At 68.4% G+C, this 25,472-nt stretch carries 24 protein-coding genes; 12 read left to right on the plus strand and 12 right to left on the minus strand.

Annotated features, from left to right (window positions below):
- Window positions 1-39: 39 nt before the first annotated feature.
- The 4 genes from JD292_RS11320 to JD292_RS11335 form a co-directional block, all read right to left on the minus strand.
- Window positions 40-2,688 (minus strand): purple acid phosphatase family protein, encoded by a 2,649-nt coding sequence (locus JD292_RS11320; protein WP_200132858.1) that lies wholly within the window; start codon window positions 2,686-2,688, stop codon window positions 40-42.
- Between the two features lie 436 nt (window positions 2,689-3,124).
- Window positions 3,125-4,273, minus strand: coding sequence for a metallophosphoesterase family protein (locus JD292_RS11325; RefSeq protein ID WP_200132859.1), 1,149 nt, complete (start codon window positions 4,271-4,273; stop codon window positions 3,125-3,127).
- Between the two features lie 3 nt (window positions 4,274-4,276).
- On the minus strand, window positions 4,277-5,470 hold the full coding sequence (locus JD292_RS11330) for a fibronectin type III domain-containing protein (protein ID WP_200132860.1): 1,194 nt from the start codon (window positions 5,468-5,470) through the stop codon (window positions 4,277-4,279).
- Window positions 5,471-5,487: 17 nt separating this feature from the next.
- The gene (locus JD292_RS11335; RefSeq protein ID WP_200132861.1) at window positions 5,488-5,955 is read right to left on the minus strand and encodes a hypothetical protein; all 468 of its coding nucleotides are present in this window, start codon (window positions 5,953-5,955) and stop codon (window positions 5,488-5,490) included.
- A 293-nt stretch (window positions 5,956-6,248) separates the two neighbouring features.
- On the opposite strand from JD292_RS11335, the gene JD292_RS11340 reads away from it, so the two are divergent.
- Window positions 6,249-7,016 (plus strand): SGNH/GDSL hydrolase family protein, encoded by a 768-nt coding sequence (locus JD292_RS11340; protein ID WP_200132862.1) that lies wholly within the window; start codon window positions 6,249-6,251, stop codon window positions 7,014-7,016.
- Here JD292_RS11340 and phoH2 read toward each other — a convergent pair.
- Complete coding sequence (phoH2, locus tag JD292_RS11345; RefSeq protein WP_200132863.1) at window positions 7,013-8,401, minus strand: RNA 5'-3' helicase PhoH2; 1,389 nt, start codon at window positions 8,399-8,401, stop codon at window positions 7,013-7,015. The genes JD292_RS11340 and phoH2 overlap by 4 nt on opposite strands.
- A 354-nt stretch (window positions 8,402-8,755) precedes the next feature.
- On the opposite strand from phoH2, the gene mtnA reads away from it, so the two are divergent.
- From mtnA to JD292_RS11380, 7 genes are all read left to right on the plus strand, one after another.
- A complete protein-coding gene (mtnA, locus tag JD292_RS11350) occupies window positions 8,756-9,799 on the plus strand; it encodes an S-methyl-5-thioribose-1-phosphate isomerase (RefSeq protein WP_200132864.1) in 1,044 nt (347 codons plus the stop codon).
- A gap of 77 nt (window positions 9,800-9,876) precedes the next feature.
- Window positions 9,877-10,935, plus strand: a complete 1,059-nt coding sequence (locus tag JD292_RS11355; RefSeq protein ID WP_200132865.1) for a BMP family ABC transporter substrate-binding protein — start codon at window positions 9,877-9,879, stop codon at window positions 10,933-10,935.
- A gap of 143 nt (window positions 10,936-11,078) precedes the next feature.
- Complete coding sequence (locus JD292_RS11360; RefSeq protein WP_200132866.1) at window positions 11,079-12,638, plus strand: ABC transporter ATP-binding protein; 1,560 nt, start codon at window positions 11,079-11,081, stop codon at window positions 12,636-12,638.
- Window positions 12,635-13,945 carry an ABC transporter permease gene (locus tag JD292_RS11365; RefSeq protein WP_200132867.1) on the plus strand — a complete coding sequence of 437 codons (1,311 nt, stop codon included), beginning with the start codon at window positions 12,635-12,637 and terminating at the stop codon, window positions 13,943-13,945. Before JD292_RS11360 ends, JD292_RS11365 begins: the two co-directional genes overlap by 4 nt.
- Entirely contained in the window at window positions 13,942-14,856 is a 915-nt protein-coding gene (locus tag JD292_RS11370; RefSeq protein WP_200132868.1) for an ABC transporter permease, read from the plus strand. The genes JD292_RS11365 and JD292_RS11370 overlap by 4 nt, the downstream gene beginning before the upstream one ends.
- Window positions 14,853-15,335 carry a cupin domain-containing protein gene (locus JD292_RS11375; RefSeq protein WP_200132869.1) on the plus strand — a complete coding sequence of 161 codons (483 nt, stop codon included), beginning with the start codon at window positions 14,853-14,855 and terminating at the stop codon, window positions 15,333-15,335. The genes JD292_RS11370 and JD292_RS11375 overlap by 4 nt, the downstream gene beginning before the upstream one ends.
- 64 nt (window positions 15,336-15,399) lie before the next feature.
- Entirely contained in the window at window positions 15,400-16,068 is a 669-nt protein-coding gene (locus tag JD292_RS11380) for a TetR/AcrR family transcriptional regulator (protein WP_200132870.1), read from the plus strand.
- Here JD292_RS11380 and JD292_RS11385 read toward each other — a convergent pair.
- The 3 genes from JD292_RS11385 to JD292_RS11395 all read right to left on the minus strand — a co-directional run bounded on the left by JD292_RS11385 (window position 16,065) and on the right by JD292_RS11395 (window position 19,849).
- Window positions 16,065-17,240: a CPBP family intramembrane glutamic endopeptidase gene (locus JD292_RS11385; RefSeq protein ID WP_369411236.1), complete on the minus strand. Its 1,176-nt coding sequence runs from the start codon at window positions 17,238-17,240 to the stop codon at window positions 16,065-16,067. The two genes, JD292_RS11380 and JD292_RS11385, sit on opposite strands and share 4 nt — an antisense overlap.
- Before the next feature lie 165 nt (window positions 17,241-17,405).
- A complete protein-coding gene (locus tag JD292_RS11390) occupies window positions 17,406-18,569 on the minus strand; it encodes an acyl-CoA dehydrogenase family protein (protein WP_200132871.1) in 1,164 nt (387 codons plus the stop codon).
- Between the two features lie 83 nt (window positions 18,570-18,652).
- Window positions 18,653-19,849, minus strand: coding sequence for a CaiB/BaiF CoA transferase family protein (locus tag JD292_RS11395; protein WP_200132872.1), 1,197 nt, complete (start codon window positions 19,847-19,849; stop codon window positions 18,653-18,655).
- 147 nt (window positions 19,850-19,996) lie between these two features.
- On the opposite strand from JD292_RS11395, the gene JD292_RS11400 reads away from it, so the two are divergent.
- On the plus strand, window positions 19,997-21,481 hold the full coding sequence (locus JD292_RS11400) for a PucR family transcriptional regulator (protein ID WP_200132873.1): 1,485 nt from the start codon (window positions 19,997-19,999) through the stop codon (window positions 21,479-21,481).
- A gap of 27 nt (window positions 21,482-21,508) precedes the next feature.
- Here JD292_RS11400 and JD292_RS11405 read toward each other — a convergent pair whose 3' ends face one another.
- On the minus strand, window positions 21,509-21,889 hold the full coding sequence (locus JD292_RS11405; protein WP_200132874.1) for an LPXTG cell wall anchor domain-containing protein: 381 nt from the start codon (window positions 21,887-21,889) through the stop codon (window positions 21,509-21,511).
- 205 nt (window positions 21,890-22,094) lie between these two features.
- Between JD292_RS11405 and JD292_RS11410 the strand changes: the two genes are divergently transcribed.
- From JD292_RS11410 to JD292_RS11420, 3 genes are all read left to right on the plus strand, one after another.
- On the plus strand, window positions 22,095-22,421 hold the full coding sequence (locus JD292_RS11410; protein WP_200132875.1) for a hypothetical protein: 327 nt from the start codon (window positions 22,095-22,097) through the stop codon (window positions 22,419-22,421).
- Between the two features lie 204 nt (window positions 22,422-22,625).
- Complete coding sequence (locus JD292_RS11415) at window positions 22,626-22,823, plus strand: hypothetical protein (protein ID WP_200132876.1); 198 nt, start codon at window positions 22,626-22,628, stop codon at window positions 22,821-22,823.
- Between the two features lie 201 nt (window positions 22,824-23,024).
- Complete coding sequence (locus tag JD292_RS11420; protein ID WP_200132877.1) at window positions 23,025-23,276, plus strand: hypothetical protein; 252 nt, start codon at window positions 23,025-23,027, stop codon at window positions 23,274-23,276.
- Between the two features lie 54 nt (window positions 23,277-23,330).
- On the opposite strand, the gene JD292_RS11425 is transcribed toward JD292_RS11420, so the two are convergent.
- The 3 genes from JD292_RS11425 to JD292_RS11435 all read right to left on the minus strand — a co-directional run bounded on the left by JD292_RS11425 (window position 23,331) and on the right by JD292_RS11435 (window position 25,399).
- Window positions 23,331-24,089, minus strand: a complete 759-nt coding sequence (locus tag JD292_RS11425) for an Ltp family lipoprotein (protein ID WP_200132878.1) — start codon at window positions 24,087-24,089, stop codon at window positions 23,331-23,333.
- 134 nt (window positions 24,090-24,223) lie between these two features.
- Window positions 24,224-24,853, minus strand: coding sequence for a hypothetical protein (locus JD292_RS11430; protein ID WP_200132879.1), 630 nt, complete (start codon window positions 24,851-24,853; stop codon window positions 24,224-24,226).
- Between the two features lie 27 nt (window positions 24,854-24,880).
- Window positions 24,881-25,399, minus strand: a complete 519-nt coding sequence (locus tag JD292_RS11435; protein WP_200132880.1) for an amino-acid N-acetyltransferase — start codon at window positions 25,397-25,399, stop codon at window positions 24,881-24,883.
- Window positions 25,400-25,472: the final 73 nt, after the last annotated feature.

Below are 25,472 nucleotides of genomic sequence, written 5' to 3' on the forward strand. Positions count from 1 at the left end.
AAAGGGACCGGGCCGCTGCCGTATGGGGATCGCTGTGGACTAGGAGCGACGCGACCGCAGGCGATAGCGCAGGCCGAGCCCGGCGACGCCCGCGAGGACGAGGCCGATGCCCGTGAGCGCGATCGGGAGCATATCGGCGCCGGTCTGCGAGAGGCGCGAAGCGGCGGAGCCGCCCTTGGCGCCGGCACCGTGAGCGCCGCTGCCGTCGCCGGAGCCGCCGGTATTCCCGCCGCCGTTATTGCCGCCGCCGTTGTTCCCGCCGCCGCCGTTATTGCCGCCGCCACCGTTATCGGCGATGACGGTCAGGTCCGCAGAGACGAGCCCACCGTTCGGGGCGATCGCCACGATCTTGTGCGCACCGGAGGCGGTGCCCTTCGGAATCGTCACCTCGACGGAGAATGCCCGATCAGCACCGGGGGTGACCGTCGTCAACTCGACCGGATCCGAACGCAGTTCGAGCTTCTCCTTGACGTTCGTCGTGAAGTTCGCGCCGGTCACGGTCAGCTTCTCGCCGGCCTTCACCCTGTCCTTCGACAGCTTCAGCGTGGGCGCTGCGGGCACCTCGACGCCGGGCTCGGTGACCCACTTGGGCCCTCCGGGGTACTTGGTGATCGTCACCTCGTCGAACAGGTCGCCGACCTTCTTCGAGGTCGAATGATCCGACTCCTTGGCCGCGACGTAGGAGCGATAGGTTAGCTTGTCGCCGGAGATGTCCACAACCTGGAACGTTGAAACGCCCTCGCTCCAGCCGACCGGAGTCGCACCATTCTGCGTCCAGACGTTGTCATTCTTCGGCGCGATGTCGTAGTACTTCCCGCCCGAATTGGACACCGCGTACACCGGGCCCGTCGTCAGGCCGGGCGTCGCCGTCGCGGTCGTGTTCTTGAAGCCACGTGCGTAGGTGTGATCGTGACCCGAGAACACGAGGTCGACGTTGTTGGCCTCGAGCACCGGACCGACGTGGGCGCGCCAGGCCTTCTCGTCCCGCCCGAGCGAGGTCGAGTACACCGGGTGGTGGAAGGTCACGACGTTCCACTTCGCCGGCTTCGCCTTCAGCGTGTGATCGAGCCAGGCCGCCGAGTAGCGGGCCCACGCCTCCCCGAGGTTGTTCGCGGGGCAGTCAGCGCCCTCGCACGCCGGGAGGTTCGCCGGGGTGAGGAATGCCGAGCTTCGATTCGAGTTCAGGGTGACGAAGCGAACCCCCTGATAATCGGTGGAATAGACGCTGTCCGCGGCGGCAGCGGTCCAGTGCGCGAAGAGGGCGGCCCACTGCTTCGCGGCCGGAGTGCTGCCCTCGCCCAGCTTGGCGAGATCCCCGATCGTCGCGGTCGTCGGGCCGTTCTTCGGGAACTGGAAGTTGGACTTCCAGGTCGACAGGGTCGGATCGCCGCTCGTCTCGTGGTTCCCGGGGGTGGCGATCAGGTTCTGGGTCGCGGCCAGGTGCTTCGCGCCCAGGAACCATGAGGTCCATTCCGGCTCAAACCTTGACGCGTTGATGAGGTCGCCGGCGTGCACCGAGAGCGCGGAGCGCGGCGCGTTCTGCTCGCCGAGCTTCACGACATCGGGCCAGACGGTGTCAAGGCCAATCTGAGCGTCGCCGAACTGCAGGAACTGGAGATCGGTCGATCCCGGATCCGCCGTGCGGAAACGCGCCCAGTCGCTGTAGACGCCGGGCTGGCCGACGCGGTAGTAGTAGACGGTCGCGGGCTTCAGACCGTCGACGGTCGCGCTGAAGTGCGATTCATCGTCGCCGTTGACCTTCCCGAGGTTCCGGGCGGCGACGGTTCGCGTCGGTCCGCCGACCGTTTCACCGATCTGCACCTCACCGGTGGTCTGGGCTTCCGCACCGCCGAACCAGGTGAAGGTCTGGGAGGTGGCCGGGTTCTCAGTCGGGTTCAGCACCACGCGCTCGGGCTGCTCATCCTCGGGAGGCAGGGGCGCACGCTTGGGTCGGTTCACAGGCGGAGCCGCGGGGTTGAGCTTCAGCGAGGGGAGGTCGAAGAACACATCCGGAGAGTCCGCCTTGTCCTGGTGGATCTCGACGGCAATCGTGTTCTCGCCGTCGCGGAGCAGCTTCCCCGGCGCCGAGAATTCCGCGGTGACCGGGTCCTCGACGGTCTTGCCAGCGAACTCGAGATTCGGCTTGTCCGTGAGGGCCGCGTCGCCGAAGCCGGCGACCCGCGTGCCGTTGATCCACACGACCGCGGCGTCGTCATAGACGATCTTTCCGACGAGCGAAGCTGCCTGCGCGGCCTGCCCCGGTTCGAGCGCGAAGTTCGTGCGGAAGAAGAACGCGGGCGTATCGGGGAAGCCACGATCGTCAGCGAACTGACGGAGCTTGGTCTTCGGGGTGTTTCCGCCGATCGGGCCGAGCTCGTTGTTGAGGGCGCCGAAGCCGCTCTCGCCCGACTTCCAGTTGCTGTCGTCGTATCCGGGGGCGGTCCATGACTTGGCTTCGGAGGAGCCACGGGCGGGATCGGTGTTGTCGTCGAGGAACTTCCAGACGGTCCCGGACTTCACGACCGGGTCGGCGGGGAGCGCACGCTCGGCCGGGGGAACCGGGGCGGGCGTCGAATCGTTTGCGAGCGCCGGGGTGATGGGTGCGGCGCACAGACCTGCGATGACGGCGACGGAGGCGAGCAGTCGTGTGCCCGTTCTGGCGCGCGTCGTGGGGGGCGACGTGGTCATTGTCTTCCTTTGGTTCGGTTGCATTTGCCTCGCCGTTGCGGCGATGACCCCATGACTCAAACACCCACGAATGAAGCTTGAGCGTCTTTGAGACGAACGTTGCATTGCCGCGGCGCGGCATCAGGATGAGACCCTGATCAGAGGGTGTCGACCTACAGAAACTTCCCAGCTCGGAATCCCCCTGACGGGCGAACCCAGGATCGCCGCGCCCGCGAAGATCGCTAGCAACGAGGGGGAAACGGCCGAAGAAGCGGCACCGGAGGAACTTTCCTTCCGGAACGTTGCGCAAGGCATATCACACGCGTCGCTCAGTGCGGCGCAATGCGTCGCCGAAAGGGCCCGAAGGGGCCTCGCACCAGCCGCTTCCGCCGATTCACGAGCGAATCGGCCGGGCGCGGTCGGGGCGAGGCCCACACGGTTCAGGGAGTCCCTGCGGTTACGCCCGCCGGAAGCGTCGCCGCACCGCCAGGGCGCCCGCCCCGGCCGCGAGGAGAACGACCCCCACGGCGACGAGCGGGATCGCCTCGGACCCCGCGCCCGTGCGCGCGAGCGACGCGGCTCCTTCCCGCGGACCCTGCCGTCGACCGTCCTCTACGACCGGGGCCGCCGCGACCGCCTCGCCCTTGGTTTGCGTCGGTGCCTGCATCGCGCCTGGGACGTGTCCGGAACCGGCGGGCCCGCTGGGCGCCGGCTTCGGCTCGGCAGCGGGCGCGGGCGCGGGAGCCGGCTTCGGCTCGGGCCCCGTGCCGGGCGCGGGAGCCGGCTTCGGCTCGGGCGCGGGAGCGGGCTTCGGCTCCGGCTCCGGCTTCGGCTCAGGCGTCGGCGCGGGCGCAGGCCCCGTCTCGACGGCCCGCACGGTCACCCCCACCCGGAACTCCCCGCCGTTCGGTGCGACGGCGACGATCTCGTGCTTCCCAGCCGGGGTGTTCTTCGGGATGACGGCCTCGTACGTGAACGTGCCGTCCGCGCGCACGGTCGCACCGCCGAGCGGAACCGGTTCGGACCGCAGCTCCAGCGCGAGCACGCTCCCCGGCCGGAAGCCGGATCCCGTCACGGTGACGGCGGAGCCCGCCTCCGTCGCCGGGGCAGAGACCGCCACTGCGGGGGCCGCAGGCGCGGCGACGCCCGGCTCTGTCACCCACTTCTGCCCGTCGGCGTACTTCGTGATCACGACCTCGTCGAACAGCTCGCCCGGCTGCTTGCTCGTGTCGCTCGCCGCGGTCTTGGCGGCAAGATACGAGCGGTAGACGAGCTGGTCACCCGACACGTCGACGACCTGGAACGTGGTGACCCCTTCCCCGCGGGTCACCTGGGTCGCTCCATTCTGCGTCCAGACGTTGTCGCCAGCCGGGGCCGCCGTGTAGTACTTTCCGCCCGAGTTCGAGACGGAGTAGACCGGGCCGGTGCGCAGGCCCTTCGTGGGGGTGTCGCCAGTGTTCGTGAATCCGCGAGCGTAGGTGTGATCGTGCCCAGCGAACACGAGGTCGACGTTGTTCCGCTCGAGGACCGGGCGGATGTGCTCGCGCAGGAGCGCCTCGTTCCTGCCGACCGAGGTGGAGTAGATCGGGTGGTGGAAGGTGACCACGCTCTACTTGCCCGGGTTCTGCTGCAGCACGGTGTCGAGCCAGGCCGCCTCGAATCTCAGCCACGAGGCGCTCACGTCGACGGACGGGCAGTCAAGGCCGAAGCATCCGGGCAGGTTGTCCGGGGTCAGGGAGGCGGTGTTCCTGTTGGAGTTGAGCGTCACGAAACGGACGCCCTGGTAGTCGGTCGCGTACACGGTGTCCGCGGCCATTTTCGACCAGTGCTCGAAGTAGGCAGCCCACTGCTTCGCGGCATCGCTCTCGCCCTCGGCGAGTCGCCCGAGCTCGCCGATGGTGGTGCCCGTGGGCTGGTTCGCGGGGTGGGCGAAGTTCGCCTTCCACGTGCCGAGTCGCGTGTCCCCCGAGTGCTCGTGGTTCCCGGGCGTCGTCAGAATGTTCCTGCTCGCGGCCACATTCTTCAGTCCCGCGAACCAGGAGTTCCACTCCTTCTCGTTCGTCGCGGTGTTGATGAGATCGCCGACGTGCAGCGACAGTTTCGCCTGCGGCGCCCGCTCCTCGGCCCGTCGGATGACGTCCGGCCAGACGGTGTCGAGTCCGATTTGCGCATCCCCGAACGCGAGGAACTGGAAGTCGCTCGCTCCTGCGGTCGCGGTCGTGAACCTCGCCCACTCGCTCGTGCTCCCGGGGGCTCCGACCCGGTAGCGGTACTCGGTGCCCGCGCGGAGCCCGTCGACCGTTACCGAGAAGTGCTGCTTCGGGTTTGCGTTCACGCGCCCTGCCGGCTGCGCGGGAACGGTCCTGGTCGCTCCGCCGGCAGCCTCGCCGATCTCGATCTCTCCGGTTTCCTGGGCGGCATCGCCTGCGATCCAGGAGAAGGTCTGCGAGGTAGCGGGGGTGGCCGTCGGGTTGAGGATCACTCGCTCGGGGAGGGCGGCTGAAGTGGCCGGGGTCTGGCCGGCTGGTGCGCTGCCCGGGGTGTTGCCGGCGGCGACCGCAGGCGGGGGCGCGGTGCTCGTGGTGAGGGAGCTCAGGTCGAAGTAGGCGTCTGAGGAGGCCTCCCGATCCTGGTGCAGCGCCACGGCGATGGTGTTGGTCCCGTCCTTGAGCACGCTGCCCGGTGCCGTGAAGGCGCTCGTCTGCGGCGCGGCGTGCGCCTCACCCGCGTACTCGAGGTTGCGCGTTCCGGTGACTCTGCCGTCATCGAAGCCCGCGACCCGGTGCCCGTTGATCCAGATCACCACGGCATCGTCGTGGATCACCGTGCCCGCGAGGGATCCGATGCGCTCCGCCTGTCCTGGCCCGAGTGTGACGCTCGTTCGGAAGAAGAAGGTGGGGTGTCCGTGAGCACAGAGCCCTCGACGTATTGCTGGAGCTTGGTGACGGGAGTGAATCCGCCAACCGGCGAGAGCTCACCGAGCAGGGCGCCGAAGCCGCTCGCTCCGGACTTCCAGTTGCTGTCGTCGTACCCGGGTTGGGTCCAGGCGCGCAGATCGGCCGCGCCGCGCGCGGGATCGGTGTTGTCATCCAGGTACTTCCAGACGGTTCCCGTCTTCACGAGCGGCTCGCTCGCGGCTTCCTGCTCGGAGGAGGGGGTCGTGGCTGTTCCGGTGTCGACGGCGAGCGCGGGAGCACTCGGCCCGCCGAGCAGTCCGGCGATGACAGCGGTGGAGGCGAGCAGTGCGATGCCCGCGCCCGTGCGCGTCGTGGGGGGCGACGGTGTCATGTTCTTCCTTTGCATCGGTTCCGTTTGCCCCGCCGTGCGGCATGGGCCCCACGACTCAAACAGCGCTCGGTGAACAGCGGGTGACCGGCGCGACGCCACGATCGGGCCGCGGCGGAGTGCGTCGCAGAACCCCCAGATCGGAGGCCGGCAATGCGCAAAAATCAGAGCCGGATCGGAATGCGGAACTTTGCACCGCGGGCGTGGCGGAACGAATCTCGATGACCGCGCGGCATCCGAAGCGGCATCCCGCGCGTGCGGAAAACGACTGGGGCATACGCCGCTATTCTGGTCCGATGATGCCAGCACACTCTCCCGTCCAAGGGATTCGAGCGCTCGCGATGTCCGCTGCGGCCGGCTTCTCACGGAGGTTCGGCTGGGAACGCGCGTACGAGCGCGCGAACCGCCCCCTCATGGAGCTCGCCGAGATGCAGCCGGTCACCGCGGCCTGGTGGCGCGAGCGCCGTAAAACGGACGGCGACTTCTTCTACCTCGCGATCGGCGACTCCACGGCGCAGGGAATCGGCGCGAGCACGCCGGGGCGCAGCTATGTCGGTCAGCTCGCCGATCGGATCGAGGCCGAGCTGGGCGCGCCGATCCGCGTCACGAACCTGGGCGTCTCCGGCGCGACGACCTCGCTCTGCCTCCGCGACCAGATGCCGAAGGCGCTGCCGCTCATCGCGCAGCATCCGGACCTGATCACGCTCGACATCGGAGCGAACGACATCGCGATGTGGGATCCGGTGCTCTTCCACAGGAACATCAGCGAGATCCTCGATCCGCTCCCCCGCAGCACCGTCGTCGGCGAGCTCCCCTGCTTCCATCTGCGCCACAACGACCGCAAGGTCGCACAGGCGAACGAGATCCTGCACACGATCGCGGAGGATCGCGGCTTCACCGTGGTGCCGCTGCACGATGCGACGGAGGAACGCGGCCTGCGCGGGATCCTGACCGAATTCGCGCAGGACGCGTTCCATCCGAACGATCGCGGCTACCAGGTGTGGGCCGACACGTTCTGGCCCGCGGTGCGGGAGCGGATCGCGCCGGCCGTCGCCCGTCCCTAGTCGTCGAGCAGGTTGGTCACGAGCGCCGCGATCTCGGACCGCTCGGAGCGGGCGAGTGTCACGTGCCCGAACAGGCGGTTCCCCTTGAGCCGCTCGATCACCGCGGCGATCCCGTCGTAGCGGCCCACGCGCAGGTTGTCGCGCTGCGCCACGTCGTGGGTGAGCACGACGCGCGAGTTCTGGCCGATCCGGCTCAGCATGGTGAGGAGGACGCCCCGCTCGAGGGACTGCGCCTCGTCGACGATCACGAATGCGTCGTGCAGTGAGCGTCCGCGGATGTGCGTGAGCGGGAGCACCTCGATGAGGCCGCGCGCGCTCACCTCATCGAGCACGTTCTGCGACACGATCGAGCCGAGCGTGTCGTACACGGCCTGCGCCCACGGGTTCATCTTCTCCTGGTGGTCGCCCGGCAGGTAGCCGAGCTCCTGGCCGCCGACGGCGTACAGGGGCCGGAACACCATCACCTTGCGGTGCTGCCGCCGCTCGAGCACTGCCTCGAGCCCCGCGGCGAGCGCCAGCGCCGACTTGCCCGTTCCCGCGCTTCCCCCGAGCGACACGATCCCGACCTGCTGATCGAGGAGCAGGTCGATCGCGAGCCGCTGCTCCGCGCTCCGCCCGGTGACGCCGAAGACCTCCCGGTCGCCGCGGACGAGGCGGATCCCGCCTGCCCCGTCAGCGCGGCCGAGCGCCGATCCGCGCGGCGAGGTGAGGACCAGGCCGAGGCCGTTGGGGAGCTCGTCCGCTCCCTCGACGCCGTCGATCCGCTCGTCCTCCCACAGCACCCGCATCTCCTCCTCGTCGAGATCGAACGGGGCGACGCCCGTGTAGGCGTCGTCGCGAGCGAGCTCCGCGCGGTACTCCTCAGAGCCGAGGCCGAGTGCCGCCGCTTTCAGCCGCATGGGCAGGTCCTTCGAGACCACGGTCACGTCGAGGCCCTCGGAGGCGAGGTTCTGCGCGACGGCGAGGATCCGGGTGTCGTTGTCGCCGAGCCTCATTCCCGACGGCAGGTTGTCGACCCTGCTGTGGTTGAGTTCGACGCGCACGGTGCCGCCGTTCTCGCCGACGGGGATCGGGAGGTCGAGCCGCATGTTCTTGGCACGCAGGGCGTCGAGGTGGCGGAGGGCGCGGCGCGCGAAGTAGCCGAGCTCGGGATCCTGGCGCTTGCTTTCGAGCTCCATGAGCACGACGACGGGGAGCACCACCGAGTGCTCCGCGAAGCGGAAGAGCGCCGCCGGGTCGCTCAGCAGGACGGAGGTGTCGAGCACGTAGGTGCGCAGCGCCTCGTCGGCGGGTCCGGTGCCGGCCGCGCTGTTCGCGGGGGCGGCGGACTGATCGGTTGCGGGGGAACGGGTTTCGGCCACGATGGCTCCTCTGCCCCGGGGCATAGACCCCGGCTCAGCGAGGTGCAGATGCCCCGATGCCTTCCGGCCCCGGGAATCGGATCGTTCGTGGTGGTGCCCCGGACGATCCGCTCCGTTTGCGCCTCGATCAGACACCCTGTCTGACATTTCTCACGCTACGCCCGGCCGATCCACGCGCTCCCGATGACACGCGAGGTGCCACGTGAACGAATTGCATCGTGCGAAAGAACACATGGATCAGGCCCTCGAGCCTCGTCGGCTATTCAAGACCTCTCAGGTGCCGATCAGACCGCACGGATTCGGGTATTCTGATGCTGCGTTATCGCAGGCGGAGACCCGATCCGGATCCTCCGCCGAGCATTCGAATAGGGGAGTCTTGTGCGGACGATCGACTGGGTCGACGGAGCCATTGAACTGATTGACCAGACCCTTCTGCCCCACCGGGTCGAGGTGCGTCGGGTAACCGAGCTCCCGGAGCTCATCGACGATATCCAGCGCCTCGCGGTGCGCGGCGCCCCGGCGCTCGGCGTGGCGGGTGCTCTGGGCGTCGCCCTGATCGCGGCATCGGTCCGAGCCGAGGGCGGCGACGAAGAGCTCGACACCGCCGAGGTGTCACGCCAGGCCGCGCAGCTCCGCGAGGCCCGTCCGACGGCGGTGAACCTGTCCTGGGGCGTTGACCGCGCGCTCAGCAAGCTCGACGAGGGGGCCGACGAGATCCTCGCCGAGGCCCTCCGCATCCGCGACGAGGACATCGCAGCGTGCATCTCAATGGGCCTGATCGGCGCGGATCTCACCCGCGAACTCACCGGCAAGGATCGCGTGCGCGTCATGACGATCTGCAACACCGGCAGTCTCGCCACCGTCGAGCGCGGCACCGCGCTCGGTGTGATCCAGACCCTCCTCGAGCAGGACTCCCTCGTCGAGGCGTTCCCGCTTGAGACCCGACCGCTGCTCCAGGGCGCCCGCCTCACGGCCTGGGAGCTGCAGCGCATGGACGCCCCGTTCCGCCTGATCATCGACTCGGCCGGGCCGTTCCTCCTGTCGCGCGGCATCGCCGACGCGGTCTTCATCGGCGCGGACCGGATCGCCGCGAACGGCGACTCGGCCAACAAGATCGGTTCCTTCTCTCTCGCGCTCGCCGCGAAGCACGCCGGCGTCCCGTTCATCGTCGTCGCCCCCGAGTCCACCGTCGATCTGTCGACCGCGAGCGGGGCCGACATCGAGATCGAGGATCGCGGCGTCGACGAGGTCGCCGGCTTCGGCGGCGTGCGCACCGCGCCCGAGGGCATCGGCGCCGTCAACCCGGCGTTCGACGTCACGCCGCACGAGCTCATCACCGCGATCGTCACCGATCGCCGCGTGATCCTGCCAAGCGAGGGGCAGTCGCCCGCGACAGTTCCCCTCGGGGCGCTTCGCTCGTAGAGTCGTAACCAATCACTCGGAGCCGCTCCGTGCGGCACCAGATCCTCATTTCCCCAGTTCACTCTGAAAGGAACAGAATGTTCTTCACCAAGCGCCGCGTCCGTGCGGCACTCATCGCAGGCGTCGCGGCCTCCGCGCTCCTGCTCACCTCCTGCGCCGGCTCCGGCGACAAGGGAGACGCGAACGGCGGCGCAGAAGGCCCCAAGTTCATCTACATCACGAGCGATCCGATCGGCCAGAACGAGTTTCTGAAGTCCGGCAAGACCGGTATCGAGACCGTTGCGAAGGACTTCAAGGGCACCTCGAAGACCTACGAGTCGAAGGACGACGCCACGCGCCGCACCAACGTCGAGCAGGCCGTCGCTGAATCGCCGAAGGTCGTCGTGATGCTCGGCTTCCAGTTCAGCGATCTCGCCGTCGAGCTCGCGCAGGCGAACCCGCAGCAGAAGTTCCTCCTCATCGACGCACCCGACGTGAAGTCGGACCTCGAGAACCTGTACGTCGCCGACTTCCGCGAGTACGAGCCCTCCTACCTCCTCGGCATCGAGGCCGGCATGCTGACGAAGGACAACAAGATCGGTTCGATCCTGTCCCTCGACATCCCGCTGCTGCAGAAGTACTCGGGCGGCTTCGCGGAGGGCGCGAAGAGCGTCAACCCGAAGGTGAAGATCGAGGGCCCGCAGATCATCGGCGGCGAGAACCCCTTCGCTGATCCGGGCCGCGCCAAGGAGCAGGCCATCGCGTTCTCCGGCACCGGCGTCGACCAGGTCTTCGCCGTCGGCGCAGCCTCCAACGGCGGCATCCTGGACGCCGCGAAGGCGAAGGGCTTCTCCGCCTACGGCGTCGACTCGAACCAGTGCCCCACCGCTGAGGGCGCCGTCGTCGACGGCACGGTCAAGGCCGTCGACAAGGTCGTCGAGACCGTGGTCGGCGAGATCATGGAAGACAAGACCCCCAAGGACGCCACGCGCTCCTTCGGCCTCAAGGAGGAGGGCATGACGATCGTCAGCCTCACCGAGGGCGCCGCCGACTCGAAGTGCACGGTCATGGACAGCCCCGACGTCCTGAAGAAGGTCACCGAGACCCGCGACAAGATCGTTTCCGGCGAGCTCGAGGTCAAGAACCCGATCGGCTAACGATCGTCTCGGATTCGGCGCTGCCGCCGGCTGCACGCCGCGGGGCAGCGCCGAATCCGATCCCGAACGGGCCAGACGGCCCACGGCGGGCGCCCGAATCGGAACGCCCGTTCACGCAGACTTTCCCGATCGAAGGAGCAGCGATGGCCGCCGAGATCTCCATGCGCGGAATCACGAAGCGCTTCCCCGGCGTGCTCGCCAACGACCGCGTCGACCTGGAGGTCGAGTCCGGCGAGATCCACGCGCTCATGGGTGAGAACGGCGCTGGCAAGTCCATCCTCACCTCGATTCTCGCGGGGATCTACCAGCCGGACGAGGGTGAGATCTTCATCCGGGGCGAGCGCGTCAACTTCGCCTCGCCGCTCGCCGCCATCGATGCCGGCATCGGCATGGTGTTCCAGTCCTTCAAGCTCTTCCCCTCACTCACCATCGCCGAGAACGTCGTCTTCCGGCGGGAGCCGACGAAGCGCGGCCTCATCGACCGCGCCGAGGCGAACCGGCGAGTCGCCGAGATCGCCGAGAAGTACGGCCTCGCCCTCGATCCCGCCGCGCGCGTCGATTCCGTTCCCGTCGGCGTGCTCCAGCGCGTCGAGATCGTGAAGGCGCTCTACCGCGAGGCCCAGGTTCTCATCCTCGACGAGCCGACCGCGGTGCTCACCCCGCAGGAAACCGATCGCCTGTTCGACGTGCTCCGGGCGCTGAAGGCCGACGGGCGGACGATCATCCTGATCACCCACAAACTCGGAGAGGTGATGGCGATCTCGGATCGCGTCACGGTGCTCCGCGACGGCCGCAACGTTGCGAGTCTCGTCACCGCCAACAGCTCGGCCGAGGAGATCACCAGGCACATGACGGGTCGCGATGTCGACCTCACCACTCCCCCGCCCGCGAACCCGCCGGGCGAGGTCGCCCTCGAAGTGCGCGACCTCACGGTTCCGGGATCGGGCAGCAGGAACGCCGTCGACGCGGCGAGCTTCATCGTTCGCTCCGGCGAGGTGGTCGGCATCGCGGGCGTGGCAGGGAACGGGCAGGTCGAACTCGCGGAGGCGATCATCGGGATGCGGCGCGCCAGCTCCGGCACCGTGATCGTCCAGAGCGAGGATGTGTCGTCGGCGTCGATCGCCGCGCGCCGCGATGGCGGAATCGCCTACGTCCCCGAGGATCGGCACGCCGTCGGATCCGCGGGAACTGCCGATGCGATCGACAATCTCAGCTTCGGGCATCATCGGAAGGCGCCGATCCTGCAGCGCGGCCTCTTGTCGCGCCCCGCGATGCTGGAGCACGCGAAGCGACTCATCGCCCGCTTCGGCGTCAAGATCGCGAGCCCGTCGACCCCGGTCGGTACCCTGTCGGGCGGCAACCTGCAGAAGGTCGTCGTCGCCCGCGAGATGGATTACCACTCGCCCCTGCTCATCGCCGAGCAACCCACGCGCGGTGTCGACATCGGCGCGATCGAGTCGATCCACCGCGAGCTGTGCGCCTACCGCGACACCGGCGGCGCGCTCCTGCTCATTTCGGCCGAGCTCAGCGAGATCCTGTCGCTGTCGAGTCGGATCCTCGTCATGTTCGAAGGCAGGATCGTCGCCGAGGTGCCGAAGAGCGAGGCGACGGAAGCCCAGCTCGGGCTCTACATGGCGGGCCACGAGCCCGAGGAGAAGCACCGACCGGGTGCCTTCGCCGCGGAGAAGGGAGGCGCGCTGTGAGCGCACTGTCCAAGTTCGGCCGCTGGCTGACGGGCCCCATTCCGATCTCGGTGGTGCTCGCGCTCCTGATCGGCGCCTGCTTCATGGTCATCGCGGGAACCGACCCGATCAGCGGCTACTCCGCGATGCTGAACGGCTCGTTCGGGACCGGAGTCGGCATCGCGAACACGATCGCCCGCGCGATCCCGATCATCGGGATCGGCATCGCGATCGCCGTCGCGTTCCGGGCCGGAATCATCAACCTCGGCACCGAGGGGCAGGCGGGCCTCGGCGCGCTGTTCGGCGGGATGGTCGCGATCTACACGCCCGGGCCCGCGATCCTCGTCGTGCCGCTCGCCTTCGCCGTCGCGATCCTGACCGGTGCAGCGTGGGGACTCCTCGCGGCGCTGCTCCAGAACGCGCTCGGCGTGCCGACGCTCCTCTCGACGCTGCTGCTCAACTACCCGGCGCGCTACTTCTCCTCGTGGCTCATCCGTTTCAAGCTGGATGAGCCGAGCTCGAGCCTGGTCGCGAGCCAGCAGATCGACCCCGCGAACCAGCTCTCGATGCTCGTGCCGCGCGACTCCGCCGCGGCCGAGTCCCTGCGGAACTCGCTCGGCGCGCTCAACCCGATCACGGCGGTGCTCACCGGCGTCAACTGGGGGCTCGTGATCGTCGTCATCGTGGTGCTCGGCGCGATCTTCGTGAACCGTCGCACCCGCTACGGCTTCGAGGCGGGCCTGAGCGGCCAGAACCCCGAGTTCGTCCGCTACGGCGGCGTGCAGCCCGGCCCGCTCGTGGTCCGGACGATGGCGCTCTCCGGCGGCCTCGCCGGCTTGTTCGGCCTGATCGTCACGATCGGCGCCCCGAACACGCGCCTCATCGAGGGCGCGTTCATCCAGACGAACTTCCCGTGGACGGCGCTGCTCGTGACCCTGCTCGCGCTCTATCGCCCGACGGGGATCGCGATCGCGGGTCTCTTCTTCGCCGCCATCATGGTCGGCAGCGACTCGATGGGCCGCGAACTCGGGATGTCTCCCCAGATCGCATCGGTGATCCAGGCGCTCGTCATCATCCTGCTCGCGTTCCGGGTCGCACTCCCCCGGCTCAAGCGGAAGCGCTCGGACGGCGGCTCGTCCGGCGGCGGCGCTCCGGGCGGATCCCCGCCGGACGGCGAGGCGGACGCCGCCGAGGCGATCGCCGAGGCCGAGGCCCGCGCGGCCGCTCCGACGCTCGCCCCGGCCGCTCCGGGAGCGAGCGGTTCCGGAATCGTCACTGACGCACCCGACCGCGTGCTCGCGGCAGAGCAGACGGGGGCTACCCGATGAACTTCCTCGACGTCTTCAACGAGGACCTCGTCTCCTCCGTGCTCCGGGCGCTCATCCCGATCCTGCTCGCCGCGCTCGGCGGCATGCTCGCGCAGCGCGTCGGCATCTTCAACATCGGTCTCGAGGGAATGCTCCTGATCGGCGCGTTCTCCGGCGTCGCCGCCTCCTTCTTCGCGCACAGCTGGATCGTCGGCGTGCTCGTCGCGATGCTCGCGGGCGCGCTGTTCTCCCTCATCCTCGGCTACGGCGCCGTGTATCGGAAGGGCGATCCGATCGTCCTCGCGATCGCGATGAACATCCTCGCGGTCGGAATGACGAGCTTCCTGCTCGTCGCGATCTTCGACGTGCAGGGCGTGTTCCAGAACCCGGGAATCATCGGCATCCCGGTCTGGCGGATCCCGGTGCTCGCCGATATCCCCTGGATCGGCGCGCTGTTCTCGCTCACGCCGCTCGGCTATCTCGCGCTCCTGCTCGTTCCCGTGCTCTGGATCGTGCTCTTCCGCACCCCGCTCGGGCTGCGCCTGCGCGGCGTCGGCGAGCGGCCGCTCGCCGCGGCGACGATGGGCGTCGACCCGCAGAAGTACCAGCTCGGCGCAGTGATCGCCTCCGGCGCGCTCGCTGGCCTCGGCGGCGCGCAGCTCGCGCTCGGCAATGTCGTTCAGTTCACGGAGAACATGTCGGCGGGCCGCGGCTGGATCGCGGTCGTCGCCGTGATGCTCGCGAGAGCGCATCCCGTCGGCGTGCTCGCGGCGGCGCTGCTGTTCGGTTTCGCTGACGCGATCGGCTTCCGCCTGCAGTCCTTCGGCCTGCCGCAGCAGCTCACCGATGCCGGGCCGTACGTGGTCACGCTCATTGTGCTGATCCTGATGAGCAAGCGCTTCCGCAGGACGAAGGAGGCTGCGGTCGCATGATCGACCCGTCCGGGCTGCCCGAGGAGGCGGCAGCGTGGGTGGAGCGTCTCGGGCTCGAGCCGCTCGAGCACGAGGGCGGACTGTTCCGGCAGATGCACCTCGACGCGCACTCGAGCGCGATCACCTACTTGCTCGCGGATCCCGATTTCTCCGCGTTGCACGCCCTCGCCTCGGTCGAGGTGTATCACTGGTACGCCGGCGCCCCGCTGTCGATTCTCCTGCTGCATCCGGACGGCCGGTCTGAGGAGCTCCTTCTCGGGCCGGATCATCGCGCGGGTCAGCTCCCGCAGGCCGTCGTGCCTGCCGGGGTGATGCAGGGGTCCTCGTCGCTGGGCGCCTGGTCCCTCGTCGGAACCACCATGTCGCCGCCCTTCGACTGGGACGGCTTCGAGCTTGGAGACCGAGAATCGCTGATCGCACGGTACCCTGAGGCGTCTGACCGGATCAGCGCCCTCACCCGCCCACTCCATACGCCCTAGACGCTTCTGGCGATTACCTCGAATTTCGCGCCTATCAGGCTCGCTTCCGGTGTAGTGTCGTGTCATGACTGACGCCAGGATCGTACGCACCCGCGCCGCACTGCACGGGGCGGTTCTCGAGCTCGCCGCTCAGAAACCGATCACCGAAATCTCCGTTTCCGAGCTCGCGCAGCTCGCCGGAATCAACCGTGTCACCTTCTACAAGCACTTCGCCGCTCCCGCCGACGTGCTCAGCTCGGCGCTGAGCCGCGAACTGGATCCGGCACTCGACAACTTCATCGCCCGCACGGAGCGCCACGAGGACGATCCGGTGCTGCTCTTCCTCTCGGGCGTCGACATGATCCTGGATCACGTCGAGCGCCGCCGCGCCGTCTACGAGATTTCCATCTCTTCGCAGCACGACGGCACGATCTCGAACCTGCTCGCGGACCACTTCACCGTCACGCTGACCCGCTTCCTCGAGAACCGCATGAAGAGCGCTCCCCCGACCCCGGAGATCGAGCTCCCGATGGCGGCCCGCTACTTCGCGCACGGCCTCTGCGGCGCGGTTCGCGCGTGGGTGACGAGCAACTGCGAGAGCCGCGAGTCGTTCCTCCGCTCGCTGCTCGCGCTCGTACCCGACTGGTGGTTCCCGGAGCACGAGAATCGCGATCTCTCGACCGCCGATCTCCTGGACCTCGAGCTGCCCCTGCTCGACGGGCCGCTCGCGGAGATCCCGCGAGCGGGGCGCTAGGGCCGCCCCGCTCCCTCGTCGACGCCGGGGGTCGGTGCTCCGTCGCCGACCTGCGTCGCCGCCTTCACCCCTGCCGCAGCCTGCCGTGCGAGCTGCATGCTCCGCGGCGTCGCGAGGTCCGGCTGCCGTTTCGGTGAGAACTGCCCGAACGCGACGAGCACGGCGACGACGATCGCGATCGCGATCCATCCCGCCGCCCCCAGCGGGGTCGCGAGGGCAGCTTGAGGCGCTGGCTCGGCGGCCGCGAAGAGCAGCACGAGGCTCGCGCACGCATTGAGCGACCCGTGGGCGATCACGGCGGGCCACACCGACCCCGATCGGAGTCGCAGCCAGCCGAGCAGGACGCCCCAGAACACGCAGGCGATCGTCATGAGCGCCACGCCGCGCCAGTCGGTGAGACCGAAGTTGTACCCGAGCAGGATCAGGGGCGAGTGCCACAGACCCCAGATCGCTCCCGAGATCACGAGCGCCGGCCAGGTGCCGAGCGGGCGCAGCACCGGAACGAGCCACCCTCGCCAGCCGAACTCTTCGCCGAATGCTGTCCCGCTGTTGACCACCGCGCCGAGCGGGAGCATCAGCAATTGCACCGCGATCAGGAGGCCGAACGGCGGCATACTCGCCATCGCCGACTCCGGCAGGGTCGCGGCGAGCATGGCGCGCAGGCCCGAGAACTCAACGAGGTCAAGTTTCACCCACCCGAACAGCACCGCGATCGCGATCGCGAGCACCGCAATCGCGATGGGGGCGAAGAGCCCGATCACGATGAGCCAGACCGTCCGCTTCGCGGGCCGGAGCGGCCAGATTCCAAGGAACCGGAGCCGATCCCCCTTGGGCGGGGTTCTGAACAGGAACACCACGACGAGCATCGCGATCGTCGGCGTGAACATCATCACCGATCCGAAGACCGGGAGCGCGATCGGGAAGCTCGGGCTCGTGGGACCCATGATCCAGAGCGGGCTCGCGGCGAGCCACGCAAGCCCGAACGACACCGCGACGAAGACGATCACGGCGAGCCAGGGGACGCGATCGAGCTTCGGGCTGGGAACGTGGACGGGCGTGAACTCGGACAGGTGCTGGGCCGGTGCCGGGTGCTGGGCTGCTGCCTCTGCCTGGGGCTCAGCCCTTTCCTCTTCGTTCTGGCTCGTATCCCGCATCGGCACTGCCTCGTCCACGATTCCTCCGTGTTTCCTCGGTTCCCCCGGCGTTCCCATTCTGCCGGTTCGCGGCAGAAAAGAAAGCACAGGGCCCCCGAGCGGCCGATCGCCGGGGCGAACGACCCGCTCAGGGGCCCATTATGGATGCGATCCGGGCAGAAGGCCTCGAACGCAGCGGGGAGGCTAGAACGCGGCGATGCCGGTCAGCTCGCGACCGATCACGAGCTGGTGCACCTCGTCGGTGCCCTCGTAGGTGCGCACCGACTCGAGGTTCGCCATGTGGCGCATGACCGGGAAGTCGGAGGTGATGCCGTCGCCGCCGAGGATCGCGCGGGCGGTGCCAGCGATCTTGATGGCCTCGCGCACGTTGTTGAGCTTGCCCACCGAGATCTGGCCGTAGGACAGGTTGCCAGCGTCCTTCAGGCGGCCGAGGTGCAGCGCGAGGAGAAGGCCCTTCTCGTACTCGAGGAACATGTCGGCGAGCTTCGCCTGGATGATCTGCTTCCCGCCGATCGGCGCACCGAAGACCTCGCGCGAGGTGGAGCGCTCGACCGCGACCTCGAGGCAGGAGCGCGCAGCGCCCATGACGCCCCAGGCGATGCCGTAGCGGGCCTCGTTGAGGCACTTGAACGGGGCGGACAGGCCGCGCGCATCGGGGAGGATCGCGTCGGCGGGGAGACGGAGGTCGGTGAGCTCGATCTCGGTCTGGAGCGAGGCGCGCATCGACAGCTTATTCTCGATCGCGGTGGCCTTGAAGCCCGGGGTGTCGGTCGGCACGACGAAGCCGCGCACCACGCCCTCCTCGTCCTTCGCCCAGATCACGCCAACCGCGGCGATCGTGCCGAGGCCGATCCAGCGCTTCTTGCCGTTGAGCACCCACTCGTCGCCCTCGCGGCGAGCCGTCGTGAGCATCGTGTTGGGGTCGGAGCCGCCCTGCGGCTCGGTGAGGCCGAAGAATCCGACGGCCTCGCCGCGGCCCATCGGGGGCAGCCAGCGCTGCTTCTGCTCCTCGGAACCGAACTTGTAGATCGCTCCCATCGCGAGCGAGCCCTGCACGGAGAGGGCGGTGCGGAAGCCGGAGTCAACGGCCTCGAATTCCATCGCGACCAGGCCATACGCGACCGAGGAGGCGCCCTTCAGCCCGTAACCGTTCATGTACATGCCGAAGGCGCCGAACTCGCCGACCTCGGGGAGGAGTTCAACGGGGAGGCGACGATCCTCGAAGGCCTGATCGATGATCGGGCGGATCTTGGTCTGCGCGAACTCGCGCGCCTTGAGCTGCCACTCGCGCTCTTCCTCGGTAACGAAGTCGGCGACGTCGAACAGCTTGTCGATGCTGGTAGTCATGATGCTCCTTGTTCGGATCGGGTGATTCTGCTGCTGCGGTTGCGGGATCACGGTGCCGATCCCGCTGGATGGTGCACCCGCGCTCAGCGCGGAAGCCAGGCGGCGTCCTGGTGCTCGCCCACGCCGGGCGGCGGGGCGGAGTAGGTGGCCGGGGTCTCGGAAAGCTCAATGGGCGTTGCGACGGAACGGAGCGTGTGCTCCGCGCCGTCTTCGCCCGTGGCGCGGGTCTCCGCGACGATCCCGAGGCCGAGGGACTCTGCGAGCTCGAAGGCCTGGCCGATCGTGTTGACGCGACCGGCGGGGATGTTCGCCGCGGTGAACGCCTCGATCCAGTCCGCGGCGTTGCGCGCCGTGAGCGCGGCATCGAGGGCGACCCGGAGCTCGGCGCGGTGAGCGACGCGCTGCGGGTTCGTGGCGAAGCGCTCGTCGGCCGCGAGCTCGGGGATGCCGAGCACCTCGCAGAGGCGGGCGAACTGGCCGTCGGTGCCGACGGCGAGCGCGAGTGGCTGATCAGCGGCGTGGAACGTCTCGTAGGGGGCGATCGACGGGTGGGCATTCCCCATACGGCCGGGGGAATTCCCGGTTTCCAGCGTGGAGGAGGCCTGGTTGGCGAGCGCGGAGAGGAGCGAGCCGAGCAGCGTCACCTTCACGTGCTGGCCGCGGCCGGCGGTCGGCGATTCGGCCGTGTCGCGGGCCCGCAGGGCCGCCTGGATCCCGATCACGGAGTTGAGACCCGTGAGGATGTCGACGAGCGCGACGCCCACCTTCGTGGGCTGGCCGCCCTCGGCATCGGACTGGCCGGTGATGCTCATGAGGCCACCGACGGCCTGCACGAGGAGGTCGTAACCGGGGAGGTCGCGTCCGCCGGTGTCTCCGAAGCCGGAGATCGAGCAGTACACGACGCCGGGGTTGGCCTCCGCGACGGCAGCGTAGCCGAGGCCGAACTTGTCCATGGTGCCCGGCTTGAAGTTCTCGATGACGACGTCGGCGGTTGCGGCGAGTTCGCGCGCCCTCGCGAGGCCCTCAGGGTCGCGCAGGTCGCACACGACGGAGCGCTTACCGCGATTGACTCCCGCGAAGTAGGTGCTCTGTCCCACGGCGTTGACGGGCGGGCTCCACTGCCGGGTGCCGTCTCCCTCGGGGCTCTCGATCTTGATCACGTCGGCGCCGAGGTCGGCGAGGATCATCGTGGCGTGCGGGCCGGCGAGCACGCGGGAGAAGTCGGCGACCCGAATACCCGAGAGCGCCCCTGCCGCTTGCGTTCCAGTCTCTTCGCTCACCGTGCTCCTCGTCTTCGATGCCTGATCAGAGCTGATCCGGCCTCGCGGATCGCGCCCTGTAGTACGGCCAGTCTAGGCGCTGCTCCATCGAGGCTCGAAGAAACATGTGCCCACCATTGACGTGCCGCACTGTGCAAGAATGACCCCATGGCACGCCTTTCCCAGTTGCTCGCACTCCCCGATCTCGGGCTCCGTCTCGTCCAGGCGGGCGCTGGCGATCCCGAGATCTCGTGGGTGTCCACGACCGAGCTCATCGATCTCAGCGAGCACCTCGAGGGCGGCGAGCTCATCATGACGACCGGCCTCGCGCTCGGTGCGGAGGATCCGCGCTGGCGCGACTTCGTGGCGAGCCTCAGCAGGGCCCGCGTGGCTGCGATCGGGTTCGGGATCGGGGTCAATCACGACCGCATCCCCCAGCCCCTGATCCACGCCGCGAGCACCTACCGGGTCGCCCTGTTCGAGATCCCCCTCCCCACCCCGTTCGTGGCCGTGAGCAAGGCCGTCGCCGAGCTGCTCCGCACCGACGAGTTGCGGGCCGCCCGCGGAGCGCTCCAGGCCCAGCAGCGCCTCCTCTCCGGGGCGTATGACGCGCAATCGCCCGCCGAGGTGCTCGCGAGCGTCTCCCAGGCGACGGGGCGCCACCTCGCCCTGCTCGGATCGGACGGCGCGTTGCTCGCCTCGACCGGCGGCTTCGCGGCCGCGCGCGCCACCGAGGACATCGAGTACATCGCGCTCGACCAGGAGGGCGCCATGCGCCTCGCCGTCGCGGGAACCGCGCCCCTCTCCCCCGAGGGCCGCTCCGTCATTGCGGCCGGATCAATCGTGCTCGGACTCGGCCTCAGGGGCGCCCGCGCCGACGAGACGCGCGAGCGGGAACGCTGGGAGCGCTTCACAGGCGGGGTGCTCGCCGGCACGATCGCGCCCGACGCGGTGATCGTCCTCTCGCCCAGGATCCGCCTCCCCGAGCGGATCAGGGCCATCGCCGTGCAGGGCACGGCCGAGGACGTCGCGGCGTGGCGGCGCCGCCCCCGCACCGGACTCGAGCGCTTCGTGTCCTCGGCGCAGGAGCAACCGGCGACTCCCGGCCTCGCCCTCGCCTGGCAGCTCGCCGACGACACCACGGCCGCGGTCCAGCGCGCCCTCGATGTCGCGGCGGAGCACAACCTCGACGCCGTCGTCGGGCGTCCGGCGGACGCCGATCGCGCGCTCACGAGCCGCCGCTCAGCGTCCGCTCGGCTGTCCGCGCTCTCCACGACCGCGCCCCTCTACGAGGCTCCCCGGGTGCCGCAGGTCGTCCGCGCCGATCGCGACACCCCGATCCTCGAGGCCCTCCTCGACCTCGGCGACGGCGCAGCAACGAACGCTGGCGAGGTCCTCGGGCCGCTCTCGCTCGGCTCCGCGCTCGATCCCGAGGACCGGGATCAGCTGCGCGCCACGCTCCGTGCGGTGTTCCTGGCGGACGGCCAGCGCGGGCCGGCGGCCGCGACGCTCGGCATCCATCGCAACACGCTGCGCGATCGGATCGCGCGGATCGAGCGGCTCACCGGCCGCTCTTTCGCGAACGCCGACGATCGTGCCGAGCTGTGGCTCGCATACCGGCTCGAGGAATCGAGCGGCGCTGGCCGGCGCTGAACGCCGCGAGAACCGCTGCGCCCTGCATCAGGATCCGCTATCGCCGCCGCCACTCTCGCCGCCGAAACCCGAACCGGATTCTGATCCCGGTTGCGGCCGGTCCTGGCTCTCCCCTGCGGCTCCCACGCCACCGGCAGCAGCGGCGTCCCCGCCACGAGACTCCGCTCCGTTTCCACGGCGCTGCACGGAGCGCAGGATGAACACGATGGCCGCGAGGAGGAGCAGCGCCCCGGCGATGACGATGAACATCGTCATTCCCGGTCCACCGGTCTGGGGCAGCAGATCAGTTCCTGCGCCGGCACCGGCGCGGCGCTCCGCGGCCTGAACGGGCGCGGCACCGAGAGCGAGAGCGGCGGTCACCGCGAGCGCGGAACCCGCGCCCAGCGCGAGTGGACGGGTCTTCTGCATATTCGGCACCCTTCTCTGGCGTGTGCGGGCCAGTCTATGTCCGTCGCGCCGCCGGGCACAGCACGGTGTTCGCCCGTGTCTTCGCCGCGCAGGCGACCGGGGCGAGCATCGACACCGGCGTTCTCGTCCGTGTCGGCGGCAAACCCTACGGTCGTATCCGAGGACGCACCCGTTGGAACGGTGCGCGGAACTTCTCGGAGGGAACATGTCGCACGTCAGCACGCGCATCACGGTGGATCAGGACACCTGGTTGATCATGCGGGAGTTCCCGCAGCATCCGAAGGCAGTGATCCAGCGCGTCGTCGACACCGCGGGAGAGGAGCGCTTTCTCGTGCTCACCTGGTATCCGGACCCGGCGAAGCGGCGCATGGTCGGGATCTACCCGTCACTGTCGGAGGCAGATCGGGCCGTGCCGTGGCCGTCGCCTGCGACCCCGGACCTCCACTACGCGCCGAGCAACGAGGCGCGCGATCGCCGCAGCGCTGAGAACGCGGCGGCGGCTCGCCGGGCCGCCGACCTCAGCGGGGGCTAATCGCGAAGCCGGTCCCCGCAGCCTCCGGCGCCGTCCCGCTGCCCCGTTTCCGGCGACACCCGAGTGAATTTTCTCGGAGGACTTGACATCCCGTGTTCAGAGACAAAAATAGGGGGAACCGAAAGGTCAGAACGGCTTTTCGGACCGCGGTCCAACCGCCGCGGAGGCCGAAGTCGGCATCGGTGCCGGCAGTCTGGAGAGCCAATGGGATTCCTTGAAGACGCCAAAGAAACCGTCGAAGCGGCGGCGAAGAAGGTCGGGAGAGCCGTTGAAGACGGTGTCGACCATCTCAAAGACAAGGCCGACGAGGTCCGCGCCGAGGCCGAGGTGAAGAAAGCGGAGGCCGAACGAGATTCGGTCCAGGCAAGAAACGACGCGAAGGAACACCTTCGCGATCACTAACTTCTGAAGGAACGGCCCCGGTGCGGAGATGACTCGAACCGGGGCCGTTTCCTCGTCCGGCGGCGCGTTTCGCGCCGTTCCACCCGCCGTGAGGCCGCGCCACCGCCCAACCGCAGCGGAAACTGAGAACTACCTGATCCGCAGCCCAAACTTCCGCCCCTTTCGAGGAGCGATTCCGCTCGAGCGGAGGTACCGTGAAGCATGGATACCAAGCAGACGAAGATCACCGGACTCCGGTTGGAAATTCCGCAGGGTACGAACGAGGGCGTCGCCATCGACGAGCTCATCGACGACCTGCTGCACGGGGATGTGCGTGGCGCGCTCCGTGCCCTTCACGAGCTCGTCGAATCGGATGAGGAAAAGGCCGCAGCTGCAGCAGCTGCCGTGGCAGGCAAGGGCCGAACCGTTGTGGTGACGCGGACGGTCACCACGACGGCCCGGATCGAGGAATGAACCTCAGGGGAAGTCCGACGAAGAAACAACTCCAGATTTCCGCCGGTCGCTGCTCTAATAGCCGACGGCGTTAGCCCCGAAGGCAGCTTCTTCTGGAGTGAATCCTTCGAATTCGAGCTGAGTGATCAGACCGTCTCGGGAGAAAGCGGTGTACTCGAGATAGTCGGCTGCTTTCTTCGCGGATTGGGCATTCCAGTCAGCCTGAACGTTGTCGACCGCAAACGTAGCGTCGTCTGTGGCGAAGCCCTCAAACTCGAGCTGTTTAATGAGTCCAGAGCGGGAGAACGCAGAATAGTCGAGATAGCTCTTCGCCTTACTGATCGCGTTCTTCTGTCCCATCGTGAATTGAGGCTTCGGCTCAGGCTTCGACTCAGGCTTTGACGTGGGCGCCGGTTCCGGAGTGGGCGCCGGGGCAGGTTCCTCCGCGACCTTCGCGGGCTCTTCTTCGACAACCTCGGCGGACTCGGCCTTCTTGACTTCTTTCGACACGGAGTCGACGGCGGCGCCGAGTCCTGCGGTCGCGACAGTCGAGGCAATGAGCGCCACGGCTGCAAGCGCGAGCCCCGTGATCGCGAGCCCCTTGGGCTGCTTCTTTATCAGCGCGAAGACCCCAAGTCCTATGCCAGCGAGTCCCAGAACAATTCCGATGACCGGGACGAGACCGACAAGAAAAGCGACAATGCCAACGATCAGCGCGCTCAGCGCAATCCCTGACGGTCGCTTTTGGGGCGGCGGAGATGAGTACTGGGGCGACGGAGGTGCAAACGCGACGGGAGGCTGCGATTGCTGGGAGTTCTCTGAGTCCATGGTCATGGTCTAGATTTTGACATCAGCCACCGAGATTCAAATGACACGGGACAAAACGTAATAAATTGGTTACCGACCAGAACTGACCTGAGTGCTCCGTGTTCGGTCCCTGAGTGCAACCCGGGCTACGACACCACCTCTTAGTACAGCAGGAACTGCGCAGAGCGCTCGCTCTTCACCCCGCCGGCATTGACCGTGAGATGGTACGAGGCGCCGCCCGCGGCGACCGGGTCGCGCGTGATGTCGCAGGTCTCCTTGCTGCTGCGGGTGCGATCCCACTGGATCGGCTCGCTCGTGAGCGACTTGCCGGGTTCGAGCACCACGGCGAGGTGCTTCGGGTTCTCCTGGCAGTCGGTGGACCGCCAGACCTGATCGTCGCCGCTCGCGATCGTGAACTCCATCTCGGCCGTTCCGAGGTCAGCGGAACAGGCCTCCTTGCCGGTGTTCTCCACCTTGAGCGAAAGCTTCGGCAGCGCCTCGGCAGGGTAGTCCGTCTTGTCGGTGACGGCCGTCACCACGATCTGGCCCTCTGTGCAGGCCGCCGGATGCTTCGAATCGCTCGGCTTCGCCGACTTTTCGGCGTCCTGCGCCGTGACGTCGGCCGGAACCTCGACGTTCTGGACGTCCTTCGGGTTGCCGGTCGCACCCGGCTTCAGGAAGAGCAGCACCACTACCGCGACAACGGCGACAAGGCCGAGCAGCACGAAGATCCGTCGCCGAATATATACCTTCCGGTCCTTCGGCCCGACCGGGTCACGCAGCGTCGACATATCGTCAGGCTATCCCGGAAACGCTTCTCAGAGCCGCTTCAGCATACGCGTGTTGCCGAGGGTGTTCGGCTTCACACGCGCGAGATCGAGGAACTCGGCCACGCCCTCGTCGTTCGAGCGCAGGAGCTCCGCGTACACCTCGGCCGCGACGAGCTCGTCGTCCTCGCCCACCTGCTCGAAGCCGTGCCGCTCGAAGAAGTCGGTCTCGAAGGTGAGGCAGAACAGCTGTTTCAGCCCGAGGTCGTGGGCGCGCACCTCAAGCGCGGAGAGTAGGCGATGCCCGATTCCCCGCCCGAGCCACTCCTCGGAGACCCCGAGAGTGCGCACCTCGCCGAGCTGCTCCCACATCACGTGGACGGCCCCGTAGCCGATCACGCTGCCGCCGGTCTCCTCGGCGACGAGGAACTCGGGCACGGCCGCGTAGAGGTCCACGAGGTCTTTCCCGAGCAGGATTCGTCGCGCGACGAGCGGCTCCATGAGCTCGACCATTCGGGGCACATCTCCCGTCCGCGCGCTGCGGATCAGGATCTCGTCTGGAGCACTCATGAATCGAGTCTAGTGCCGGGAACGCCGCAGGGGGCCCGCCGCCGAAGCGACGAACCCCCTGATGGGCCAATAA

The organism is Leucobacter edaphi, from assembly GCF_016522535.1.
Taxonomy (GTDB): domain Bacteria; phylum Actinomycetota; class Actinomycetes; order Actinomycetales; family Microbacteriaceae; genus Leucobacter; species Leucobacter edaphi.